At 64.0% G+C, this 20,340-nt stretch carries 18 protein-coding genes and 1 riboswitch; of the genes, 11 read left to right on the top strand and 7 right to left on the bottom strand.

Translation table 11 applies throughout. The annotated features are described in order from the left end of the window. Window positions 1–231 precede the first annotated feature (231 nt). Complete coding sequence (locus tag QCE58_RS03510; protein WP_175979824.1) at window positions 232–1,740, top strand: DEAD/DEAH box helicase; 1,509 nt, start codon at window positions 232–234, stop codon at window positions 1,738–1,740. 15 nt (window positions 1,741–1,755) lie between these two features. Here the strand turns inward: QCE58_RS03510 and QCE58_RS03505 are convergent, their stop codons facing one another. The 4 genes from QCE58_RS03505 to ggt form a co-directional block, all read right to left on the bottom strand. Next, window positions 1,756–2,268: a hypothetical protein gene (locus QCE58_RS03505; RefSeq protein ID WP_033536572.1), complete on the bottom strand. Its 513-nt coding sequence runs from the start codon at window positions 2,266–2,268 to the stop codon at window positions 1,756–1,758. Between the two features lie 39 nt (window positions 2,269–2,307). Continuing rightward, window positions 2,308–3,132 carry a ferritin-like domain-containing protein gene (locus tag QCE58_RS03500; RefSeq protein WP_008351417.1) on the bottom strand — a complete coding sequence of 275 codons (825 nt, stop codon included), beginning with the start codon at window positions 3,130–3,132 and terminating at the stop codon, window positions 2,308–2,310. Window positions 3,133–3,481: 349 nt separating this feature from the next. Then, window positions 3,482–4,816 (bottom strand): MFS transporter, encoded by a 1,335-nt coding sequence (locus QCE58_RS03495; protein WP_008351418.1) that lies wholly within the window; start codon window positions 4,814–4,816, stop codon window positions 3,482–3,484. A 150-nt stretch (window positions 4,817–4,966) separates the two neighbouring features. Continuing rightward, a complete protein-coding gene (gene ggt, locus QCE58_RS03490; protein WP_034470684.1) occupies window positions 4,967–6,604 on the bottom strand; it encodes a gamma-glutamyltransferase in 1,638 nt (545 codons plus the stop codon). 460 nt (window positions 6,605–7,064) lie between these two features. Here ggt and QCE58_RS03485 point away from each other — a divergent pair, with 460 nt between their 5' ends. Beyond that, the gene (locus tag QCE58_RS03485; RefSeq protein WP_008351420.1) at window positions 7,065–7,262 is read left to right on the top strand and encodes a hypothetical protein; all 198 of its coding nucleotides are present in this window, start codon (window positions 7,065–7,067) and stop codon (window positions 7,260–7,262) included. 73 nt (window positions 7,263–7,335) lie between these two features. On the opposite strand, the gene QCE58_RS03480 is transcribed toward QCE58_RS03485, so the two are convergent. After that, window positions 7,336–7,716 (bottom strand): hypothetical protein, encoded by a 381-nt coding sequence (locus QCE58_RS03480; protein ID WP_175979821.1) that lies wholly within the window; start codon window positions 7,714–7,716, stop codon window positions 7,336–7,338. A gap of 224 nt (window positions 7,717–7,940) precedes the next feature. Between QCE58_RS03480 and glpK the strand changes: the two genes are divergently transcribed. After that, the gene (glpK, locus tag QCE58_RS03475) at window positions 7,941–9,437 is read left to right on the top strand and encodes a glycerol kinase GlpK (protein ID WP_250520935.1); all 1,497 of its coding nucleotides are present in this window, start codon (window positions 7,941–7,943) and stop codon (window positions 9,435–9,437) included. Window positions 9,438–9,544: 107 nt separating this feature from the next. Further along, window positions 9,545–9,708, top strand: a riboswitch (FMN riboswitch). Window positions 9,709–9,882: 174 nt separating this feature from the next. After that, window positions 9,883–10,593 (top strand): 3,4-dihydroxy-2-butanone-4-phosphate synthase, encoded by a 711-nt coding sequence (gene ribB, locus QCE58_RS03470; RefSeq protein ID WP_250520949.1) that lies wholly within the window; start codon window positions 9,883–9,885, stop codon window positions 10,591–10,593. 3 nt (window positions 10,594–10,596) lie between these two features. Here ribB and QCE58_RS03465 read toward each other — a convergent pair whose 3' ends face one another. Together QCE58_RS03465 and QCE58_RS03460 are read right to left on the bottom strand one after the other, a co-directional pair. Beyond that, the gene (locus tag QCE58_RS03465; RefSeq protein ID WP_008351424.1) at window positions 10,597–11,283 is read right to left on the bottom strand and encodes an HAD family phosphatase; all 687 of its coding nucleotides are present in this window, start codon (window positions 11,281–11,283) and stop codon (window positions 10,597–10,599) included. A gap of 37 nt (window positions 11,284–11,320) precedes the next feature. Beyond that, window positions 11,321–12,499 (bottom strand): MFS transporter, encoded by a 1,179-nt coding sequence (locus QCE58_RS03460; RefSeq protein ID WP_034470678.1) that lies wholly within the window; start codon window positions 12,497–12,499, stop codon window positions 11,321–11,323. Between the two features lie 104 nt (window positions 12,500–12,603). Between QCE58_RS03460 and QCE58_RS03455 the strand changes: the two genes are divergently transcribed. The 7 genes from QCE58_RS03455 to lnt all read left to right on the top strand — a co-directional run bounded on the left by QCE58_RS03455 (window position 12,604) and on the right by lnt (window position 20,233). After that, the gene (locus QCE58_RS03455; protein WP_200889180.1) at window positions 12,604–13,575 is read left to right on the top strand and encodes a LysR family transcriptional regulator; all 972 of its coding nucleotides are present in this window, start codon (window positions 12,604–12,606) and stop codon (window positions 13,573–13,575) included. Between the two features lie 114 nt (window positions 13,576–13,689). Further along, window positions 13,690–15,051: a tRNA (N6-isopentenyl adenosine(37)-C2)-methylthiotransferase MiaB gene (miaB, locus tag QCE58_RS03450; RefSeq protein ID WP_008351429.1), complete on the top strand. Its 1,362-nt coding sequence runs from the start codon at window positions 13,690–13,692 to the stop codon at window positions 15,049–15,051. 21 nt (window positions 15,052–15,072) lie between these two features. Next, window positions 15,073–16,191 carry a PhoH family protein gene (locus QCE58_RS03445; protein ID WP_250480287.1) on the top strand — a complete coding sequence of 373 codons (1,119 nt, stop codon included), beginning with the start codon at window positions 15,073–15,075 and terminating at the stop codon, window positions 16,189–16,191. Then, on the top strand, window positions 16,191–16,652 hold the full coding sequence (ybeY, locus tag QCE58_RS03440) for an rRNA maturation RNase YbeY (RefSeq protein ID WP_008351433.1): 462 nt from the start codon (window positions 16,191–16,193) through the stop codon (window positions 16,650–16,652). The genes QCE58_RS03445 and ybeY overlap by 1 nt, the downstream gene beginning before the upstream one ends. Window positions 16,653–16,687: 35 nt before the next feature. Beyond that, window positions 16,688–17,377: a gamma-glutamylcyclotransferase gene (locus QCE58_RS03435; protein ID WP_008351435.1), complete on the top strand. Its 690-nt coding sequence runs from the start codon at window positions 16,688–16,690 to the stop codon at window positions 17,375–17,377. Window positions 17,378–17,578: 201 nt separating this feature from the next. Next, window positions 17,579–18,484: an HlyC/CorC family transporter gene (locus tag QCE58_RS03430; protein ID WP_008351437.1), complete on the top strand. Its 906-nt coding sequence runs from the start codon at window positions 17,579–17,581 to the stop codon at window positions 18,482–18,484. Between the two features lie 81 nt (window positions 18,485–18,565). Next, window positions 18,566–20,233 carry an apolipoprotein N-acyltransferase gene (gene lnt / locus QCE58_RS03425; RefSeq protein ID WP_250501726.1) on the top strand — a complete coding sequence of 556 codons (1,668 nt, stop codon included), beginning with the start codon at window positions 18,566–18,568 and terminating at the stop codon, window positions 20,231–20,233. The last annotated feature ends 107 nt before the right edge of the window (window positions 20,234–20,340 follow it).

Here is a 20,340-nt window from a genome sequence, read left to right as displayed (position 1 = left end):
GGCTGGAACGGGTGCCGCAGCGTCGAAGTGTCCATCGATGCAACTAAGCGCCAGATGACGTGTCTTGATAGCACGTCGAACCTCGCGGCAACGCCCGGCGATCGCTGATCGCCAACTGGCCCGCCGCCCGATTTTCCTTCGAGCGATGCACATGCGCTCTGCCGGCCGAAACTTTTCGCCGTGGCCCATTCGCATGCGCGCCGTTCGACACAACGAATAAGCATCCAATTTATGTCCTTTGATTCACTCGGCCTGTCCGAACCTCTGCTTCGCGCCGTCAACGAACTCGGCTATTCCAGTCCCACTCCGATCCAGCTTCAGGCGATTCCTGCCGTTCTGAAAGGCGGCGATCTGCTCGCGGGCGCGCAGACGGGCACCGGCAAGACCGCCGGCTTCACGCTGCCTATCCTGCAGCGCCTGTCGCAACTCGCGCCCGTCACGGGTGGCGCCAAGCGTCCGGTGCGCGCGCTCATCCTCACGCCCACGCGCGAACTCGCCGCGCAGGTCGAAGAAAGCGTGCGCGCGTACGGCAAATATCTGAAGCTCAAGTCGACGGTGATGTTCGGCGGCGTCGGCATCAATCCGCAGATCGACGCGTTGAAGCGCGGCGTCGATATCGTCGTGGCGACGCCGGGACGTCTGCTCGATCACATGCAGCAAAAGACGATCGACGTTTCGCAGCTCGAAATTCTCGTGCTCGATGAAGCCGACCGCATGCTCGACATGGGCTTCATCCACGACATCAAGCGCGTGCTCGCGCGCCTGCCGGCGAAGCGCCAGAACCTGCTGTTCTCGGCGACTTTCTCCGACGAGATCAAGGCGCTCGCCGACAGCCTGCTCGATTCGCCCGCGCTGATCGAAGTCGCGCGCCGCAATACGACGGCTGAGACCGTCGATCAGAAGATCCATCCGGTCGATCGCGATCGCAAGCGCGAGTTGCTCACGCATCTGATCCGCGGCAACAACTGGTTCCAGGTGCTCGTGTTCACGCGCACGAAGCACGGCGCGAACCGGCTCGCCGAGCAGCTCACGAAAGACGGCATCAGCGCGCTCGCGATTCACGGCAACAAGAGCCAGTCGGCCCGCACGCGCGCGCTCGGCGAATTCAAGGCCGAGACGCTGCAGGTGCTCGTCGCCACCGATATCGCGGCGCGCGGCATCGACATCGATCAGTTGCCTCACGTCGTCAACTTCGATTTGCCGAACGTGCCGGAAGACTATGTGCATCGCATCGGCCGCACGGGTCGCGCGGGCGCGGAAGGCGAAGCGGTGTCGCTGGTGTGCGTGGACGAGCATCAACTGCTGAAGGACATCGAGCGCCTCATCAAGCGGCCGATTCCGCGCGAAGTGATTCCCGGCTTCGAGCCGGATCCGAACGCGAAGCCGGAGCCGATCCAGCGCCGCAGTCAAGGACGCGGCCAGGGACAAGGTCAAGGTCAGGGACGCCAGAATCCGCGTAACGGCGAGGGACGTTCGAGTGGCGAAGCACGCCGCGAAGGCGGCCGTCCGAACGGCGATGCACGCGGCGCGCGTCCGGCGAAGCCGAACAACGGCGGCGCGCAGCCTTCGCGCGATGCGCGCACTCACAGCAAGCCGAACGTGAACGCGGGTTCCGCGCCGCGTCGTCAGGAGCCGGTTCAGGCCGGTCAGGTCGCGAACTCGCGCAAGCCTGGCGGCAATCCCGGCGCATTGCTCGGCGGACGGCGCGACGCATTGCGATCGGGCGATCGCAGCCGTTAATGCATCTGTCGTGATTCAGGCGGCGACGCTCGCCGCCCGCTTCAGCCAGTCGAGTTGCTCGCGCCAGCGCGCGAGCGCCGATTGCGCTTCGGTCAGTTCGAAGGCGATTCCGTTCGTGAGTCGCGCATATCCCACCCGTTGAACCTCACCGCTCTCGATCGTGCCGACGAAGCACGCGAGCGGCACATCGTCGAGCGGCACGCGACGCACGTCCAGATGCACTTGATAAAACGCCTCATCGGATACGAAGGCGAGTGTCGCGCGTCCGCTCGCGGTGACAGCCTGCGCCGTCCGCGACGACGGCCACAACGCGAACGCGAGTCTGCGCGCATCCGGCGCGTACAGCTCACCGGCGCTCAACAAAGCGGTTCGCACGCGATGAGCCTCGTCCGCCGCGCATAGCGAAACGGTGAAGCCGTCGTCGGCGCGAGCGAGCGCGCCGTCGAAGCGCGCGCGCAGCTCGGGCGGCCATTCATCGAAAACGGATTGCGACGAAAGCGACGGTCGGGGCGTGTTGTGATCGGTCATGAAAAGATGCCGGCTTTGCGCCGGCATCGTCGAACAAGGTTAGCGGAAGAATAACTGCGTCATCTTCGACAGAGGATAGTGCACGCCGGGTTGAATGCGCGCGGGCAGATCGAGCGGCTTGAGCAGCATCTTGATGGCCTGATCCGCCGACAGATTGCGCCGCACGAGCGCATTCACTCGCGCGGAGAGCTCGCGGTTGTACTCGACATCCTGCGCGCGCTCCGGATAACGAATCGCGAAGACGTGCCGCAGCGCGATCTCCGAATCCTCGCTTTTCAGTTCCACGACGCGCCGCACGAGCGCGCCGAGCACGGCCATGCGGCCATTGCCCTCGATCTTGTTCCACTTCTTGAAGAAATGGAAAAAGTGCTTGTAATGCCGCACTTCGTCCGTGCGGATGTTGTCGGTGATTTCCTTCAGCACCGGTTCATCCGAACAATCGTTGATCGCGCGATAAAGCGTGGCCGTTCCCGTCTCGACGACGCAGCGCGCAACCATCTCGAGCGCGCGCTTCTTCTCGAACTCCTCGTATGAACAAGTGAGCGAGTATTCGTCGAAGAAATTCCTGAACGCAGTGTCCCAGTCGAACTCGGGCCACACGTGGTTGATGTAGGTCTTGAGCGCCCTGCCGTGCTGCATCTCTTCGGGCTCCCATTCGTTGTTGAGCCACGCCGAGATTTCGGGATCGTCGTGAAAATACTTGCTGAGATTGCTCGTATAGAGGTCCGTCCCGCTCTCGATGAACGAGCAGGCGCACAACAACAAGAGAAGATGCTCGTTGGATGCCGCCTTCTGACGATCGATTCGCGTGAGATCGATGTCTTCGATGCGCCAAGGCATCACATGTGTACTGTCCGTATGCATATATCGCGCTCCCTGGCTGGACTGAACGCGCCATCGGCCGATGAGAAACGGCCGAGGTTCAGGCGACGCCGTGATTGGATCGACCCCGGCGCTGTTGACTTCAAGTGTCAGCGGCTTGTTTTCATCTTAGCCGCCCTGCAATGAGTTTGCAGACATGGGGACAGACTCACCCGCGGCCCGCCAGTTCCATGCGTTCCAAATTCTTACGATCCGGCGCGGTCGAGTCGTCGGTGCGCTGCAGCATTATTCATGCCGGTCGGCTCTGTATATGGTTGCGTCGTGTTCGAAATGCAAAAGGCGGCCGAAGCCGCCTCGATTGTTTCGCGCGATGCCGTCGCGCAGCGCGCCGTTACGTTGCGCGTCGTGCCGCGCGCATGCGCCAGGCGACGATCGCCAGCGAGATTCCCGACAAGACGGCAGCCAGCAACACGTAGTAACTCGGCGCGAGCTTGTCCCCCGTGACATGGATGAAGGCTTCCACGATGGTCGGCGCAAAACCGCCAAACAGCGTGACGCCGAGCGCGTAGCCGATGGAAAGACCCGTCGAACGCACGCGAGTCGGGAAGATTTCGGACATAAGCGCGGGCATTGGACCGGAATACGCGGCCTTGAGAATGCCCGCGACCGATTGGAGAACGACCAGCGACGCGACTGTCGGATGCGCTTGCAGCCACGCAAACATCGGATAAATCGTGACGCCCATGAAAATCGATGTACCGAGCATGATGCGGATGCGCCCGAGCCGGTCGGAGAGCGCGCCCATCAACGGAGAGAAGATGAACTGAAGTCCGCCATTGAGCACCACGACGGCGAACGATGCGGTCGCCGGCAGGTGCAACTGCTTGACTGCGTACAGCGGCATATAGAGTTGCAGGACGTACACGCCGACCGTCGATTGCGCGACGATGCCCACGGCCAGCAAAAGATTCAGCCATTGATTCGCGAACGACACGCCTGGCGCGCTCGCCTTCTGCGCGGAGCGCGTCGCGAGAAACTCCGGCGTTTCGTCCAGATGCGAGCGGATGTAATAGCCAACCGGCCCGACGAGCAGACCGAAGACAAACGGAATGCGCCAGCCCCAGCTTTCGAGTTGCGGCTGCGGCAGCCAGGCGCTGAGTACCGAGCCGAACGCCGCGGCCATGATCGCGGCAAGCCCTTGGCTCGCGAACTGCCAGCTCGCGTAGTAGCCGCGCCGCGCTTCGCTGTGCTCGACCATGAACGCGGTCGCGCTGCCGAACTCGCCGCCGACCGCGAAGCCCTGCACGAGACGCGCGAGCAAGATCAAAAGCGGCGCGGCGATTCCGATGTGCTGATACGAAGGCATCACGGCCATGGTGAGCGTGCCGACCATCATCAGCAGAATGGCGAGCGTGAGCGCGGCCTTGCGTCCTTTGCGGTCGCCGTAGATGCCGAGCACGATCGCGCCGAGCGGGCGCATCAGGAACGAGATGCCGAACGTGCCGATGGCAAGCATCGTCGAGAGCCATTCGTCATTCGACGGGAAGAACGCCTTCGCGATGACCGTCGCGAAATAGCCATAGACGAGAAAGTCGAACCACTCGAGCGCGTTGCCGATCGACGACGAGAACACGATGCGGCGGATCATCGCCTTGGATGGCGCCGGGTGCGGCGCGGGCGTTTGCGCCTGCGTCGGAGCAGCGCCTTGATACACGCGTTCATTCATGATTTCTCCTATCCCGCTTCCATGTCGTGATGTCCGACCGAGGCCACGAGGCGCGGGCGCGCAGCCCCCTCGCCTGCACAATTGCGGCGATCGGATGCGTGGTTTTTTATCGACGGAGACCGGCCGACGGCGCGGCCTCCGATGGCAGCCTCAGAAGCCTGCGGCGAGTCCGTCGCGCCGGCTGTCGCTCGCCGCGACATAGCCGCGCTCCGGATCATTGCGATCCAGCTTCCAGATGTACTGGCCGGAGCCGAAGTCCATGTAGGGATCGTCGATGGACTTGATCGTGTGGCCGAGACCCTCGAGCGCGCGCGCGGTTTCGAGATCGAGCGTGGCTTCGATGTCGATCGTGAAGTCGCGGTTCACCTTCCAGCGCGGCGCGTCGCACGCGGCCTGCGGCTGCTGGCCGTAGTCGAGCATGCGTACGATGGATTGCAGATGGCCTTGCGGCTGCATGTCGCCGCCCATCACGCCGAAGCTCATGACGGCTTCCTGCCTGCCATCGACCTGCTGAGTGAGGAAAGCCGGAATGATGGTATGGAACGGACGCTTGCCGCCTTCCACGACGTTCGCGGACTTCGGATCCATCGAAAAGCCGCAACCGCGGTTCTGCAGCGCGATACCGGTGTCGGGAACGACCACGCCCGAACCGAAGCCCATGTAATTCGACTGGATGAAGCTGACCATCATGCCGCGCTCATCGGCGACGGACATATAGATGGTGCCGCCCGCCTTGGGCATGCCGAAGTCGAAGTGCGTCGCCTTTTTCGGATCGATGAGCTTCGCGCGTTCGGTCAGATAGGCGTCGTCGAGCATGTGTTCCGGCGTGACTTCCATCGAGCGCGGATCGGCGACGTAGCGATAGACATCCGCGAAGGCGAGCTTCATCGCCTCGATTTGCAGATGCTGCGACTCGATGCGATCGACGTTCAAAGCGCTCACGTCGAACTTGTCGAGAATGCCGAGCGCGATGAGCGCCGCGATGCCCTGTCCGTTCGGCGGAATCTCGTGCACCGTGTAGCCGCGATAATCCTTGCTGATCGGCTCGACCCAGTCCGCGCGATAGTTGCGCAGGTCGTCCATCGTCAACGCCGCGCCGCCCGCGCGCGCGAACGCGGCGATGCGCTCGGCGATCTCGCCTTCGTAGAACGCGCGCGGACCTTGCTGCGCGAGCAGGCGCAGCGTTTTTGCGTGGCCGGGGAAGCGCACGAGTTCGCTCACGTCAGGCGCGCGGCCGTGCGGCATGAATACATCGGCGAAACCCGGCATGTCCTTGAGCTCCGGCACCGCCGCCGCCCACTTGTAGGCGACGATGCTCGCCACCGCGTGACCGCGCTCGGCGATTTCGATGGCTGGCTCCATCAGATCCGCGAAGGGCAGCGTGCCGAACTTCGCATGCAACGCTTCCCACCCGGCGATGACACCCGGCACCGTCACGGCGTCCCAGCCGCGCTTGGGCTGGCGCGCGAGACCGTTTTCCTCGCCGTACTTGCGCCGGAAATAATCGACGTTCCACGCCGCCGGCGATACGCCCGAAGCATTCAGCCCGTGCAGCTTCCGACCGTCCCAGACGAGCGCGAAAGCGTCGCCGCCCAGCCCGCATGACACGGGTTCCACCACGGTAATGGCCGCCGCGGCCGCGATGGCTGCATCGACCGCATTGCCCCCCTTCCATAGCATGCGCAGACCGGCCTGCGCGGCGAGCGGATGAGATGTCGAAACGATATTGCGGGCGAACACCGGAAGGCGCGGGGTGGGATACGGGTTTTGCCAGTTGAAGCGAGTCATTGAATGAAGTCCGAAATTCCAGCGGGCAGAACGTGCCGGCCGACCTTGTGGCCAATCCGGGCAAAGGGGGAATATTGCATTGTCCGCTTAATCCAAAACAAATTCATTTATCGTATAAATTAATGCGCATTGCGCATTAACCGGGCGATCAGGCGTCGCTGATTGCGTGTGCTCGCATGCCGATCCTTGTGTGCGCCGCCGCACGAACCTCAAGTGGATTCTTCGAATTCGCGTGAGCGATGAACCGCTTCTGCATTGATAAAAAGTCAAAGCCAAAATTTTCTCGGCAAATTTGGCACTTGTCAGACGCTTGCCTACAATCCCAATTCCCGGCATCCGCAGCACAAAATCGACGCGTTTGCCCGGCAATTTTTCAGTTTTCCCGTACAACGTTTCGAAGCAAAAAGACCCGGCTTACAAGGCCGGTTGCTTATGCCGTTCGGTCGTCATGGAGAACACAATGCTGAGTCCGCACGAATTCGCCACGCTGCTATTGGTTCAGGAAGCGCCTAATCAGGTCGACATGGAACGCGAAGAGCTCGACGCCCTGCTCGAACGTCAGCTCGTCCAACTCGAAAATCTCGCATCGGGACGTCAGCAATGGCGCCTCACCGCCACCGGCGACTCCACAGTCAAGGCTTTCAAGCGTTACTCGTAGCACGCGGCAGGACTCGGGACGCGGTGCAAGGCCGCGTCCGCTTCACTTTCCCTTCACCTAGCGTCAAGTCGCGTCAGCCGGCCCGCAGTGTCGGGTCCACTGCCGCGCGCCAGCTCAGCGCCTGCGCGCGCTGCTCCAGGAAGAACTTCGCCCACGCGCTTTGCGCTTCGGGGCCGGGATTCGCGCGATAAGCACGATACCGTTCTGCAATCGCCGCCTGGAACGCGCAGAAGCGCTCCTTCTGCAACCCGCCGCGCCGTTCGGCCACATAGGCATCGTAGAAGGCTGAATAGACCGATCGCGCGTCCGCGCCGTAGTCGACGGGCGAGGTCCCGCACATGTCCTGCAGCGCGCTGAACGACGGCGCGCCCAATGAGCCGTCCAGGCTGGGCGTGCCCACGCAGCCCGTCAGAAGCGCCGCGCCCAGCACGCCGGAAATCAACAGCATACGCATCGCACTCACCCTTCAATCGGTTTCGTGCCGCCAGTATCGGACGAACACGAACGCCGCGCCACTCGGCCGAATGGCATAGGCCAAATCCGCATTCGAGCGGTCGATGTCGCGCGGCTTATGCCGTTCGGCCAGCTTGTCCGCGTCGCCTCGCTCCGATAGATTGCGCAAACGGACAGCGCCTTTGCTGCCCGAAACGTCGATGTCCGTTCGAACCGGAGGAGACCATGCAGGATCAGCACGTTCTCGCGCTCGATCAGGGCACCACCAGCTCACGGGCCATGCTGTTCGACCGGAACGGCAACATCGTGTCCTTGGCGCAGAAGGAATTCCAGCAGATTTATCCCGAGGCGGGCTGGGTCGAACATGATCCGCGCGAAATCTGGTCGACGCAGGCAGGCGTCGCCGCGGAAGCCGTCACGCGCGCCGGCGCGAGCGCTGCTTCGATCGCGGCAGTCGGAATAGCGAACCAGCGCGAGACTACGATCGTCTGGGATCGCGAGACGGGCGCGCCGATCTATAACGCGATCGTCTGGCAGGACCGCCGCACGGCCGGCTTCTGTGACGAGCTCAAGTCGCGCGGCCTCGAAGCGATGGTTCGCGCGAAAACCGGTTTGCCTATCGACGCATACTTTTCGGCGACGAAAATCCGCTGGATTCTCGATAACGTAGAAGGTGCGCGCGACAAGGCGAAGCAAGGGCGGCTCGCGTTCGGCACCGTCGATAGCTGGCTCGTGTGGAATTTCACGCGTCACGGCTTGCATGTCACCGACGTCACGAACGCCTCGCGCACGATGCTCTTCAACATTCACGAACGCCGCTGGGACGACGAACTGCTCGACGCGCTCGACATTCCCCGCAGCATGCTTCCCGAAGTGCGGACGTCGTCGGAACGTTATGGCACGGCGCGAGGCACCGTGTTCAACGCCGATGTCCCGCTTGCAGCGCTTGCCGGCGATCAGCACGCCGCGCTCTTCGGCCAGATGTGCACGGATTCCGGCATGGTGAAGAACACCTACGGCACCGGCTGCTTTCTCGTCATGAACACGGGCGACAAGCCCATCGAGTCGCGCAACAACCTCGTCACCACGATTGCCTGGCAGATCGGCGATCACGTCAGCTATGCGCTCGAAGGCAGCATCTTCATCGCGGGCGCGGTCGTTCAATGGCTGCGCGACGGCCTCGGCCTCATCCGGCGCGCGAGCGAAATCGAGACGCTCGCGCGCGGCGTGCCGCACAGCGACGGCGTCTATTTCGTGCCTGCGTTCGCCGGGCTCGGCGCGCCGCACTGGAACGCGCGCGCACGCGGCACGCTCTTCGGCGTCACGCGCGGAACGACATCGAGTCATGTCGCGCGGGCGGCGCTCGATTCGATCGCCTATCAGTCCCTCGACGTCTTGAAAGCCATGGAAGCGGACTCGGGCATCCGCATCGGCGAATTGCGTGTCGATGGCGGCGCCTGCGCGAACGATCTGCTGATGCAATTCCAGGCCGACATTCTCGGCGTCGATGTCGCGCGTCCGCGCATCGCCGAGACGACGGCGCTCGGCGCGGCTTATCTCGCGGGGCTCGCGGTCGGCTACTGGAAGGACGTCGACGAACTCAAGGCGCAATGGCAACTGGAGCGCCGCTTCACGCCGTCGATGCCGAAACCGGAGATCGATTCCTGCCTCGCCGGGTGGCGCCGCGCGGTCAACGCCGCGAAGGCATGGGCGGACAGCTAACGGCTATGCATGGCGTATCGCACCCTTTCGCGTCATGCGGCGGTGCAAAAACCGCCGGCGTGCGGTATCCTAAAAAAGCTCGCGAGCCTTGCGGCTTGCGGCATCGAGTACGTCTTCAGGGCGGGGTGCAATTCCCCACCGGCGGTATGTGGCGAGGCTTCGCGGCCGGACCACGAGCCCGCGAGCGCCCGCGCAGGATTCACGCGCGGGGTCAGCAGATCTGGTGAGATGCCAGAGCCGACGGTCATAGTCCGGATGAGAGAAGATGTGCAGATGGTCATGTCCGTCCCCTTGGCGATTTCCGCATCGTGCCGAACCGGACGCCGCCGCGCCTCTTGGCGCGTCGCCGTGGGGTGCCGTTCTGTCTGTTTGCAATGCCCTGAAACGTTTTTCGCTTACATTTCCTGCGAGAGCGTTTCACATGTCCCAGTCCCAAGCTGCCAGCCTGTCGTTCGCCACACCAGCCGTCATCGCCGATGACGCTTCTGCCGACCTTCCCCAGCTCGCTTCGTTCGGCGTTCCGCCGCGCATCGCCGCCGCGCTCGACGCCATGCGCGAAGGCCGTCCGGTCGTGCTTCAGGACGACGACGATCGCGAGAACGAAGCGGATCTGATCGTCGCCGCCGAAAAACTCACCGACGCCACCATGGCCCTTCTGATCCGCGAATGCAGCGGCATCGTGTGCCTGTGTCTGCCCGACGACAAAGTACGCGCGCTCGAACTCCCGCCGATGGCCGCCGCGAACGGCAGCCGCTACGGCACGGCGTTCACCGTGTCGATCGAAGCGCGGGAAGGCGTGACGACGGGCGTATCGGCGGCGGATCGCGTCACGACGATCCGCGCGGCCATCGCCGAAAACGCGAAGCCGGCGGACATCGTGCGGCCCGGCCACGTCTTTCCGCTGCGCGCGATGCCCGGCGGCGTGCTCGCGCGGCGTGGTCACACCGAAGGCACGGTCGACCTGGCGATCCTCGCCGGCCTCAAGCCTGCCGGCGTACTCTGCGAACTGATGAACGCCGACGGCACCATGACGCGCGGCGCGCAAGTCGAGCGTTTCGCGCAGGAGCGCGGCCTGCCGATGCTGACCATCGCGGAACTGGTGGAATTCCGCGCGGCGCTGGCCGCCGCGCGTGAATCCGTCGAGGAAGCGGCGTAAGGATCAGGAGAGCACGTCGCCGAAATCCCCGCGCACGCCCGCCGCGACGAGCGCGGGCAGCTCGTCCATGTGCTCCATGATTCGCGTGATGCCGGTTTCGCGCAGCACTTGCGCGTAGCCGGACGGAATATGGCTCGCGCCGACGAACGCGATGGTCTTCATGCCCGCCGCGCGCGCCGCCGTCAGTCCGGCGACGCTGTCCTCGACGACGAGGCAGCGCTCGGGCGCGACATCGAGCGTGCGCGCCGCGAGCAGATACACGTCGGGATAAGGCTTCGGCCGCTCGACTTGCTGCGCGCTGAACACGCGCGCGCCGACGATCTCGGAGAGCCCCGCCCGCCGCACCGACGCGCGCACGCGCTCCATCCGGCTGTTCGACACGACCGCCACCGGCAGGCCGCAGCCTTCCAGCGCGGCGCGCACGCCGGCGATCGGTCCGACCGAGCGCGCGAGTTCCACGGAAACGCGCGCCTCGATCGTATCGACGAAATCGGGCGGCATCACGATGCCGAACTTCGTCTCCAGATGAGTCAGGAAGCGCGAGGTCTGCTGTCCGAAAGCCGTCTTGACGACCGGTCTGAAGTCGATGCCGGGAAACGTCTCGGTGAGCACGTCCAGCATCACGCGATCCGCGATGACTTCGCTATCGACGAGCACGCCGTCGCAATCGCAGATGAGATGATCGATCATGTTGGCTCGAATTACGTTGAGCCAACATGATAAGCGCTCAGCAAGCGTCGGCTGCTTTTATGTCCGAGGTAACGCGCGGGACATCCAGGCGCGCGGCGAACCACGTCACCGCGAGCGCGGCCAGCGCGACCGCCGCCGCGGCCCACGGAAGCGCGTCGAGACCGTGACCGTGCGTCAGCACCGCGCCGCCGAGCCACGCGCCGCCCGCATTGCCGACGTTGAACGCGCCGATATTGAGCGTCGAAGCGAGATTCGGCGCGTCCTTCGCTTTCTCGACGACGCGCGTCTGCAACGGCGGCACCGTCGCGAACGCCGCGATGCCCCAGACGAAAATCGTCAGGATCGCGCCGGTCTGGCTGTGGCTCGTCTTCGCGAACACCGCCATCACGACGGCGAGCGCGAACAGAATGCCCATCAGCGACGGCATCAGCGCGCGGTCCGCGAGCTTGCCGCCGATCGTGTTGCCGATCGTCAGCCCGACGCCGAACAGCACCAGGATCAGCGTGACGGCGCGCGGCGAGAAGCCGCCCACCTGTTCGAGAATCGGCGCGATGTACGTGAACACGACGAACACGCCGCCGAAACCGAGCACCGTCATCGTAAGCGCGAGCCAGACCTGGCCGTCGCGCAGCACGCGCACTTCCCGGCCGAGCGTGCTCGGCGCGGCGTCGTGGCGGTTCGGCACGAGCGCGGTCACGCCGAGCGCGGACAATACGCCCAAGCCCGCGACGATCCAGAACGTCGCGCGCCAGCCGAGCTCCTGCCCGATGAACGTCCCGAACGGCACGCCCAGCACGTTCGCGAGCGTGAGCCCGGTGAACATCAGCGCGATGGCGCTCGCGCGCTTTTCCGCCGGGACGAGCGACGCGGCCACGACCGCGCCGATGCCGAAGAACGAGCCGTGCGCGAACGAGGTCACGACGCGCGCGACCATCAGCAGGCCATAGCCCGGCGCGAGCGCGCACAGCACGTTGCCGACGATGAACACGAGCATCAGCAACTGCAGCGCGAGCTTGCGCGGCAGCTTGCTCGTCAGCACGGCGAGCAGCGGTGCGCCGACCGCGACACCGAGCGCGTAGCCCGTGACGAGCAGCCCCGCCGATGGAATCGTCACAGAGAGATCGTGCGCCACGTTGGGCAAGAGGCCCATGATGACGAACTCCGTCGTGCCGATGGCGAATGCGCTGATCGCAAGCGCGAGAAGTGGAAGAGGCATGATGAGATGGAAGGGTTTACACGTAGCGCATTGTGCAAGCCACGCAGCGATTTGAGAATTGGCCTACCCTTTGAATTATTCTCAAACCGGATTTGAAAATGACGATGGATCGGCTCGGCGACATGCGCCTGTTCGTGGAAGCTGCGTCGGCGGGAAGCCTGTCGGCGGCGGGCCGCAAGCTGGGCCTGTCGCCGGCGGCGGCGAGCGCGCGGCTCATCAAGCTGGAAAAAGCGCTGCACACGCGGCTCTTCGAGCGCACGACGCGCCAATTGCGCGTAACCGACGAAGGCCGCGTGTATTTGCAGCATTGCCGGATCGCGCTGCAGGCGATCGACGATGCCGAAGCCGCGCTGCAGGCCGGCCAGAACGTCGTGCGCGGCAAGGTTCGCATTTCGGCGACATCGAATTTCGGTCGCTCGATGCTGAACGGCTGGCTCGACGGATTCAGCGCGCTGCATCCGGACGTGAAATTCGCGCTCACACTATCGGATTCGGTGTCGAATCTTTTGCTGGAAGAGATCGATCTCGCGATCCGCTTCGGCGCCCCGCCCGACAGCGGCCTCGCCGCCCGCGCGCTCGCGCCGAATCGCCGCGTGCTGTGCGCGTCGCCCGCGTATCTCGCGCGCATGGGCGTGCCCGAAACGCCCGCCGATCTGACCGGGCATGACTTCCTCGTCGTCGTTACGGCGAACGGGCCGCTCAACGAGCTCGTCTTCGTGCGCGGCGACGAGCGTTACGCGTACACGATTCCGCTCGCCGACGCCTGGGAAACCAACGACGGCGCGCTGCTGCGCGAATGGGCGCTCGCGGGCCACGGCATCGCGCATAAATCGATCTGGGATATCGCCGCCGACGTGCGCGCCGGCACGCTGCAGATGGTGTTGCCCGACTGGTGTACGCACGAAGCCGCCGTGCACGCGCTTTTTCACGCCAATCGCTACATGGCGCCGCGCGTGCGGGTGCTGCTGGACTTTCTCGTCGAGCGTTTCGAAAAAACGACGAACGACCTGCTCGGCGACCTGGCGTATCCGCCCGACGCGCGCGGGAAGCGTCGGGAATGGCGGCCAGAGCTATAATATTGGGTCAAATACAGTAAAAAGCGGTGCAGATCAGTGTAATTGCGCCGCAAATTCCCTCTTTAATCTCTTTTACAGCGCCCCCAGGTTAACCACTGCGACCGGCGACGATTCATGACCAAGAAAGTTTATGTAAAGACCTTCGGCTGCCAGATGAACGAGTACGACTCCGACAAGATGGTCGACGTGCTCGGCGCGGCGGAAGGACTCATCAAGACGGATACGCCCGAAGACGCGGACGTCATTCTGTTCAATACGTGCTCGGTGCGCGAAAAAGCCCAGGAGAAGGTGTTCTCCGATCTCGGCCGTGTGCGCGAGCTGAAGGAAGCGAACCCGAATCTGCTGATCGGCGTCGGCGGTTGCGTCGCGAGTCAGGAAGGCGCGTCGATCGTCGCGCGTGCGCCGTATGTCGATCTCGTGTTCGGTCCGCAGACGCTGCATCGTCTGCCCGCGATGATCGATCAGCGCCGCGCGACCGGCCGCGCGCAGGTCGACATCACGTTTCCGGAAATCGAGAAGTTCGATCATCTGCCGCCGGCGCGCGTCGATGGCCCGAGCGCGTTCGTGTCGATCATGGAAGGCTGCTCGAAATACTGCAGCTACTGCGTCGTGCCGTACACGCGCGGCGAGGAAGTGTCTCGCCCGCTCGACGACGTGCTCACCGAAGTCGCCGGTCTCGCGGACCAGGGCGTGCGCGAAGTCACGCTGCTCGGCCAGAACGTGAACGCTTATCGCGGCGCGCTGACGCTCGGTTCGAGCGAGATCGCGGATTTCGCGACGCTCATCGAATACGTCGCGGACATTCCGGGCATCGAACGCATCCGCTATACGACGTCGCATCCGAAGGAATTCACGCAGCGCCTGATCGACACTTACGCGAAAGTGCCGAAGCTCGTCTCGCATCTGCATTTACCGGTGCAGCACGGCTCGGATCGCATTCTGATGGCGATGAAGCGCGGCTACAGCGTGCTCGAATACAAGTCGGTCATCCGCAAGTTGCGCGCGATCCGCCCGGATCTGTCGCTGTCGACGGATTTCATCGTCGGCTTTCCCGGCGAGACCGAAGACGATTTCAACAAGATGATGGCGCTCGTCGACGAGATGAGCTACGACACGAGCTTCTCGTTCATCTACAGCCCGCGCCCCGGCACGCCGGCAGCGAATCTGCACGACGACACGCCGCGCGAAGTCAAGCTGAAGCGTCTGCAGCATTTGCAGGCGACGATCGAGGAAAACGTGCAGCGCATCAGCGAATCGATGGTCGGCAAGGTCGAGCGCATTCTGGTCGAACGCCCGGCGCGCAAGGATCCGAACGAACTCGCGGGACGCACGCAGAACAATCGCGTCGTCAATTTCCCGGCGCCGGCAGAATCGCACGCGCGGCTCATCGGCCAGATGATCGACGTGAAGATCGTGCATGCCTATCCGCACTCGCTGCGCGGCGAACTGGTCATGGCGCCCGAGCTTGCGCACTAAAGACAGGAACTCAAGTTCACTTTGAAGAACGCTCCCACGCAGCATCTGGAATTCACCGCTCCGCGCGACGACAACGCGCGGCTCGCCAACCTCTGCGGCCCGCTCGACGAAAACCTGCGGCAGATCGAGCAGGCGCTCGATGTGACGCTTTCGCGACGCGGCCACAAGATCGCGATTCGCGGACGCGGCGCCAAAGTCGCGCTCGCGGCGCTCGAAAACTTCTACAACCGCGCGCGGGATCCGATTTCCGTCGACGACATTCAGCTCGCGCTCGTCGAAGCGCGTCATGCGACGCGTCGCGCGAAGGATGCGCGCGAAGCTAACGGCGAAGAAGGCGAAATCGATCCGCGTTTTCGTGGCGATCCCGATCATCCGTTCGATGAACCGAGCGCGACGATCGATCTCGGCGAAGACGAAGACCACGGTCCGAAGCTCTACACGCGACGCGCCGATCTGCGCGGACGCACGCCCGCGCAGCGCGAGTATCTGAAGCAGATCATCGCGCACGACGTGACCTTCGGTATCGGGCCGGCGGGCACGGGCAAGACGTATCTCGCGGTCGCGTGCGCGGTCGATGCGCTCGAGCGCGATCAGGTCAAGCGCATCGTGCTGACGCGCCCCGCCGTCGAAGCGGGCGAGCGGCTCGGTTTTCTGCCGGGCGATCTCGCGCAGAAGGTCGATCCGTATCTGCGTCCGCTTTACGACGCGCTTTACGATCTGCTCGGCTTCGACAAGACCGCGAAGATGTTCGAGCGCCAGATGATCGAAATCGCGCCGCTCGCGTACATGCGCGGGCGCACGCTGAATCACGCGTTCATCATCCTCGACGAGGCGCAGAACACCACGCCCGAGCAGATGAAGATGTTCCTGACGCGGATCGGCTTCGGCTCGAAGGCGGTCGTCACCGGCGATACGACGCAGGTCGACTTGCCGCGCGGCCACAAGAGCGGCCTGATCGAGGCGCAGTATGTGCTGTCGGAAGTGCGCGGCATCGCGATCACGCATTTCACGTCGGCGGACGTGGTGCGGCATCCGCTCGTCGCGCGCATCGTCGAGGCTTACGACGCGCAATCGCAGAAAGACGCCGCGCTCGCCGAGGCCGCGCGCGCTGCGCAACAGCAAGCGCAGAAGCCCGAATAATGCCGCGCCTCACGTTGACCCTGCAGTTTCCAGCGGCGAAGGCGTATCCGTCGCACAAGGCGATCCTGCCGCGCGCGACGGTCGCGCGCTGGATCAAGGCGTCGCTGTTCGCAGACGCCGAACTGACCGTGCGCTTCGTCGACGAAGAAGAAGGCCGGATGCTCAACCGCACGTATCGGCAGAAGGATTACGCGACGAACGTGCTGACTTTCGCGTATGCAGAATCGGAGGACGATCCGGTCGCGGGCGATCTGATTCTGTGCTGCCCGGTCGTCGAGCGCGAGGCGGCCGAACAGGGCAAGCCGCTCGCCGCGCATTACGCGCATCTGATCGTCCACGGCACGCTCCATGCGCAGGGCTACGACCATGAAGTCGAGAGCGAAGCGCAAGAGATGGAATCCATCGAGACGGATATCATGCAGTCTCTGGGATTTTCCGATCCTTACGTGCCTTCGACCTGAAGCCGGTCCGATGTCCCCGATGTTCCCAACGCGCCGTGAACGACAAGCTGCCCGAACCCACGCATCCCGAGTCACTTCCTGACATCGCGCCCGAGCCGTGCGCCGGCTATCCGCCCGCGCTCGGCGAATCCGCATTGTGGACGGATGCCGAACTTGCGGCATCGCGCGAGGCGGCGTTCGCGCATTGGGACGGCGAGTCGGACGTGTGGCTCTTCGGCTACGGTTCGCTGATCTGGAACCCGGGGCTGCCGACAGTCGAAGCGGTGCGCGGCAAAGTGCATGGCTATCATCGCGGGCTTTATCTGTGGTCGCGCGTGAATCGCGGCACGCCGGAGCAGCCGGGTCTCGTGCTCGCGCTCGATCGCGGCGGCTCGTGCACCGGCATGGCGTTCCGGCTCGCGGGCGTCGGAGCGATCGAGCATCTCGACGTGCTGTGGCGCCGCGAAATGGCGATGGGTTCGTACCGCCCCGCGTGGCTGCCCTGTACGCTCGCGGACGGACGGCGCGTCGATGCGCTCGCGTTCGTCATGCGGCGCGATGCGGCGTCTTATACCGGCAAGCTCGCCGATCCGGTCGTGCGCACGGTGCTCGGCTGCGCGAGCGGCCGATATGGGACGACGCTGGATTACGTCAGCCGGACGGTGGAGGCGCTGCGCGAGAGCGGCATGCCGGATCGGGCGCTGGAGGCGTTGTTGAAGCGTTGCCAGGCGCAGGGCGGACGCTGACGTTGGCGCTTTTTGCCTCCATATGATTTTCGCGCCTGATATCGTCCATTCGGCCAACGCTTTCCGCTGGACATACTTCTCGCACATTTATCGGCTAGCATGGCTGAAGTCATGCGCGCCGCGCCACGCAGCCCGCTTTTTGCCTTGGTGTATGCTTAACTTTCCGCTAACCTGCGCCCGGGAACTCCCGGGCGCTCCGCTATGAACGATCCCTATCCCAGTCGACGCCACACCGACAAACCGCAAGAAAAGCGCTCGCTCCTCGAACGCCTGACCGATTTCATCTCGCACGAGCCGGAATCGCGCGACGAACTTCTCGAAGTGCTTCAGGACGCGCACGAGCGCAACCTGCTCGACGCCGACTCGCTCTCGATGATCGAAGGCGTCTTTCAGGTGTCCGACCTCTGCGCGCGCGACATCATGGTGCCGCGCGCCCAGATGGACGCCATCAACATCGCGGAAACGCCCGCGGAATTCATCCCCTTCGTGCTCGAAAAAGCACACTCGCGCTATCCGGTGTACGAAGGCAATCGCGACAACGTCATCGGCGTGCTGCTCGCGAAAGACCTGCTGCGCTACTACGCCGAAGAAGAATTCGACGTGCGCGGCATGCTGCGCCCCGCCGTCTTCATCCCCGAATCGAAGCGTCTGAACGTACTGCTGCACGACTTTCGCGTGAACCGCAATCACATCGCGATCGTCGTCGATGAATACGGCGGCGTCGCCGGCCTCATCACGATCGAGGACGTGCTCGAACAGATCGTCGGCGACATCGAGGACGAATACGACTTCGACGAGGAAGCCGGCAATATCATCGCGACGCCCGACGGCAAGTATCGCGTGCGCGCGCTCACCGGCATCGAGCAATTCAACGAGGAATTCGGCACCGATTTCTCCGACGAAGAAGTCGATACCATCGGCGGACTCGTCACGCATCGCTTCGGGCGCGTGCCGCATCGCGGCGAAAAAGTACGCATCGACGATTTCGTGTTCGAGATCCTGCGCGGCGACGCCCGCCAGATTCACGTTCTTCTCGTGCGGCGCGTGCCGAATCTCGCGCAGCAACATCACCACGCGGGCGACGACGAAGACGAACTGCGCGACTAAGCGCTTCGCGGGCGCCGCAGCCGAACGGCGCCCGCTGTCAGTCCTACACTCGCTTTTGCCGTTTCATCTCGACCGTCATCAATGGCCGATTCATCGTTTCGCTTTCTCTCCCGTCAACGCGACGTCTCCGTGACACCCGATACGCGTCGCGCATTGCCGTTCTGGCATTACCTCGTCGCCGCCGTGCTCGGCGCGATCAATACGCTCTCCTTCGCGCCGACGCCGCACGGCGGATGGATCGAGCTCGCCGTGTTCGCGTTGTTCTTCTCGTGGCTCTCGCGCACGAACGGCTGGAAAAGCGCCGCCGCGACCGGCTGGGCATTCGGCTTCGGCAACTTCGTGACGGGCGTGTGGTGGCTCTACATCAGCATGCATGTCTACGGCGGCATGGCCGCGCCGCTCGCCGCCGCCGCCGTCGCACTGTTCTCGCTGTATCTCGCGATCTATCCGGCGTTGTCGAGCGTGGTCTGGTCGTTCGTCGCGGGGCGCGCGCGCTTCGGCGATGAAGACGCCGCCACCGCACGCGACATCGAAGCATCGCCGCGCTATGCGCCGACATGGCACGGCGCGTTCGCGTTCGCGAGCGCCTGGGCGCTCGGCGAATGGCTGCGCGGCCTCGTGTTCACCGGCTTTCCCTGGCTCGCGAGCGGTTATGCGCAAGTCGACGGTCCGCTCAAGGGCTTCGGCGCGATCGTCGGCGTGTACGGCGTCGGCTGGGTGCTCGCGCTCGTCGCCGCGCTGATCGTGCAGGCCGTCTATCACTTGCGCAAGACGCGGCGGCTCGCGTTCGCGCCGGGCGTCGTCGCGGTTGCGCTGATCGTCGCGGGCATGCTGCTGTCGCTCGTCCAATGGACGACGCCCGCCAACGCACCGCTCGACGTGCGTCTCTTGCAAGGCAACGTGAAGCAGGAAATGAAGTTCGAGCAGTCGGGCGTCGATGACTCGCTCGCGCTCTACAAGCGCCTCATCACCGAGAAGCCCGCTGATCTGATCGTCACGCCGGAAACCGCGCTGCCGGTGCTGTCGGTGCAGATTCCGCAGGATTTCGCCGTCGCGATCCGCAATTTCGCCGACGACACGAACTCGTCGATTCTCTTCGGCGCGATCGGCGTCACGATTCTGCCCGATGGCCGCGCAACCGATTTCACCAACAGTCTCTTCGGCGTCACGCCGCATGTGAACGGCGTGTATCGCTACGACAAGCATCATCTCGTGCCCTTCGGCGAATTCGTGCCGCCCGGCTTTCACTGGTTCGTGCGCATGATGGGCATTCCGCTCGGCGATCTCGCGCGCGGGCCGATCGCGCAGAAGGCATTCGTCGTGCACAACCAGCCGGTCGCCGTCGATATCTGCTACGAGGACATCTTCGGCGAAGAGATCGCGCGCACGATCCGCGAGCAGGAAACGCCCGCGGGCATTCTCATCAACTCGACGAATCTCGCGTGGTTCGGCAATACCATCGCGCTCGATCAGCACTTGCAGATCGCACGGATGCGGTCGATGGAAACCGGCCGGCCGATGCTGCGCGCGACCAACACGGGCATGACGGCGGCGATCGCGGCCAACGGCGATGTCATCTCGAAGCTGCCGACGTTCGCCACGGGCGTGCTCGAAGCGCGCGTGCAAGGCACGTCGGGCAGCACGCCGTATGTGACGAGCGGGAACATGACGGTGATCGCGGTATCGCTGATTCTGCTGGCGTTCGCGTTTGCATTCGCGCCGAATCGGAAACGTTCGGGCGAGCGTTGAACATCGGCTGAAACAAAGCCGCGTCGCGCGATGCGACGCGGCCCGCCTTCTCCCAAAAAGCCGCACCCGCCCGTCCGTTCGGCTAAAATTCTCCGTTTAAGTACTTC

It is taken from the genome of Caballeronia sp. LZ028 (genome assembly GCF_031451415.1).
GTDB lineage: Bacteria > Pseudomonadota > Gammaproteobacteria > Burkholderiales > Burkholderiaceae > Caballeronia > Caballeronia zhejiangensis.
The sequence above is the reverse complement of the archived record's forward strand: the minus strand, read 5'-3'. Positions and strand labels throughout refer to the sequence as shown.

Excerpts from the sequence above, each read along its gene's own strand:
- QCE58_RS03510 (WP_175979824.1), top strand. The coding sequence starts at position 232 with ATGTCCTTTGATTCACTCGGCCTGTCCGAACCTCTGCTTCGCGCCGTC.
- QCE58_RS03505 (WP_033536572.1), bottom strand. The coding sequence starts at position 2,268 with ATGACCGATCACAACACGCCCCGACCGTCGCTTTCGTCGCAATCCGTT.
- QCE58_RS03500 (WP_008351417.1), bottom strand. The coding sequence starts at position 3,132 with ATGCATACGGACAGTACACATGTGATGCCTTGGCGCATCGAAGACATC.
- QCE58_RS03495 (WP_008351418.1), bottom strand. The coding sequence starts at position 4,816 with ATGAATGAACGCGTGTATCAAGGCGCTGCTCCGACGCAGGCGCAAACG.
- ggt (WP_034470684.1), bottom strand. The coding sequence starts at position 6,604 with ATGACTCGCTTCAACTGGCAAAACCCGTATCCCACCCCGCGCCTTCCG.
- QCE58_RS03485 (WP_008351420.1), top strand. The coding sequence starts at position 7,065 with ATGCTGAGTCCGCACGAATTCGCCACGCTGCTATTGGTTCAGGAAGCG.
- QCE58_RS03480 (WP_175979821.1), bottom strand. The coding sequence starts at position 7,716 with ATGCGTATGCTGTTGATTTCCGGCGTGCTGGGCGCGGCGCTTCTGACG.
- glpK (WP_250520935.1), top strand. The coding sequence starts at position 7,941 with ATGCAGGATCAGCACGTTCTCGCGCTCGATCAGGGCACCACCAGCTCA.
- QCE58_RS03465 (WP_008351424.1), bottom strand. The coding sequence starts at position 11,283 with ATGATCGATCATCTCATCTGCGATTGCGACGGCGTGCTCGTCGATAGC.
- QCE58_RS03460 (WP_034470678.1), bottom strand. The coding sequence starts at position 12,499 with ATGCCTCTTCCACTTCTCGCGCTTGCGATCAGCGCATTCGCCATCGGC.
- QCE58_RS03455 (WP_200889180.1), top strand. The coding sequence starts at position 12,604 with ATGGATCGGCTCGGCGACATGCGCCTGTTCGTGGAAGCTGCGTCGGCG.
- miaB (WP_008351429.1), top strand. The coding sequence starts at position 13,690 with ATGACCAAGAAAGTTTATGTAAAGACCTTCGGCTGCCAGATGAACGAG.
- ybeY (WP_008351433.1), top strand. The coding sequence starts at position 16,191 with ATGCCGCGCCTCACGTTGACCCTGCAGTTTCCAGCGGCGAAGGCGTAT.
- QCE58_RS03430 (WP_008351437.1), top strand. The coding sequence starts at position 17,579 with ATGAACGATCCCTATCCCAGTCGACGCCACACCGACAAACCGCAAGAA.
- lnt (WP_250501726.1), top strand. The coding sequence starts at position 18,566 with ATGGCCGATTCATCGTTTCGCTTTCTCTCCCGTCAACGCGACGTCTCC.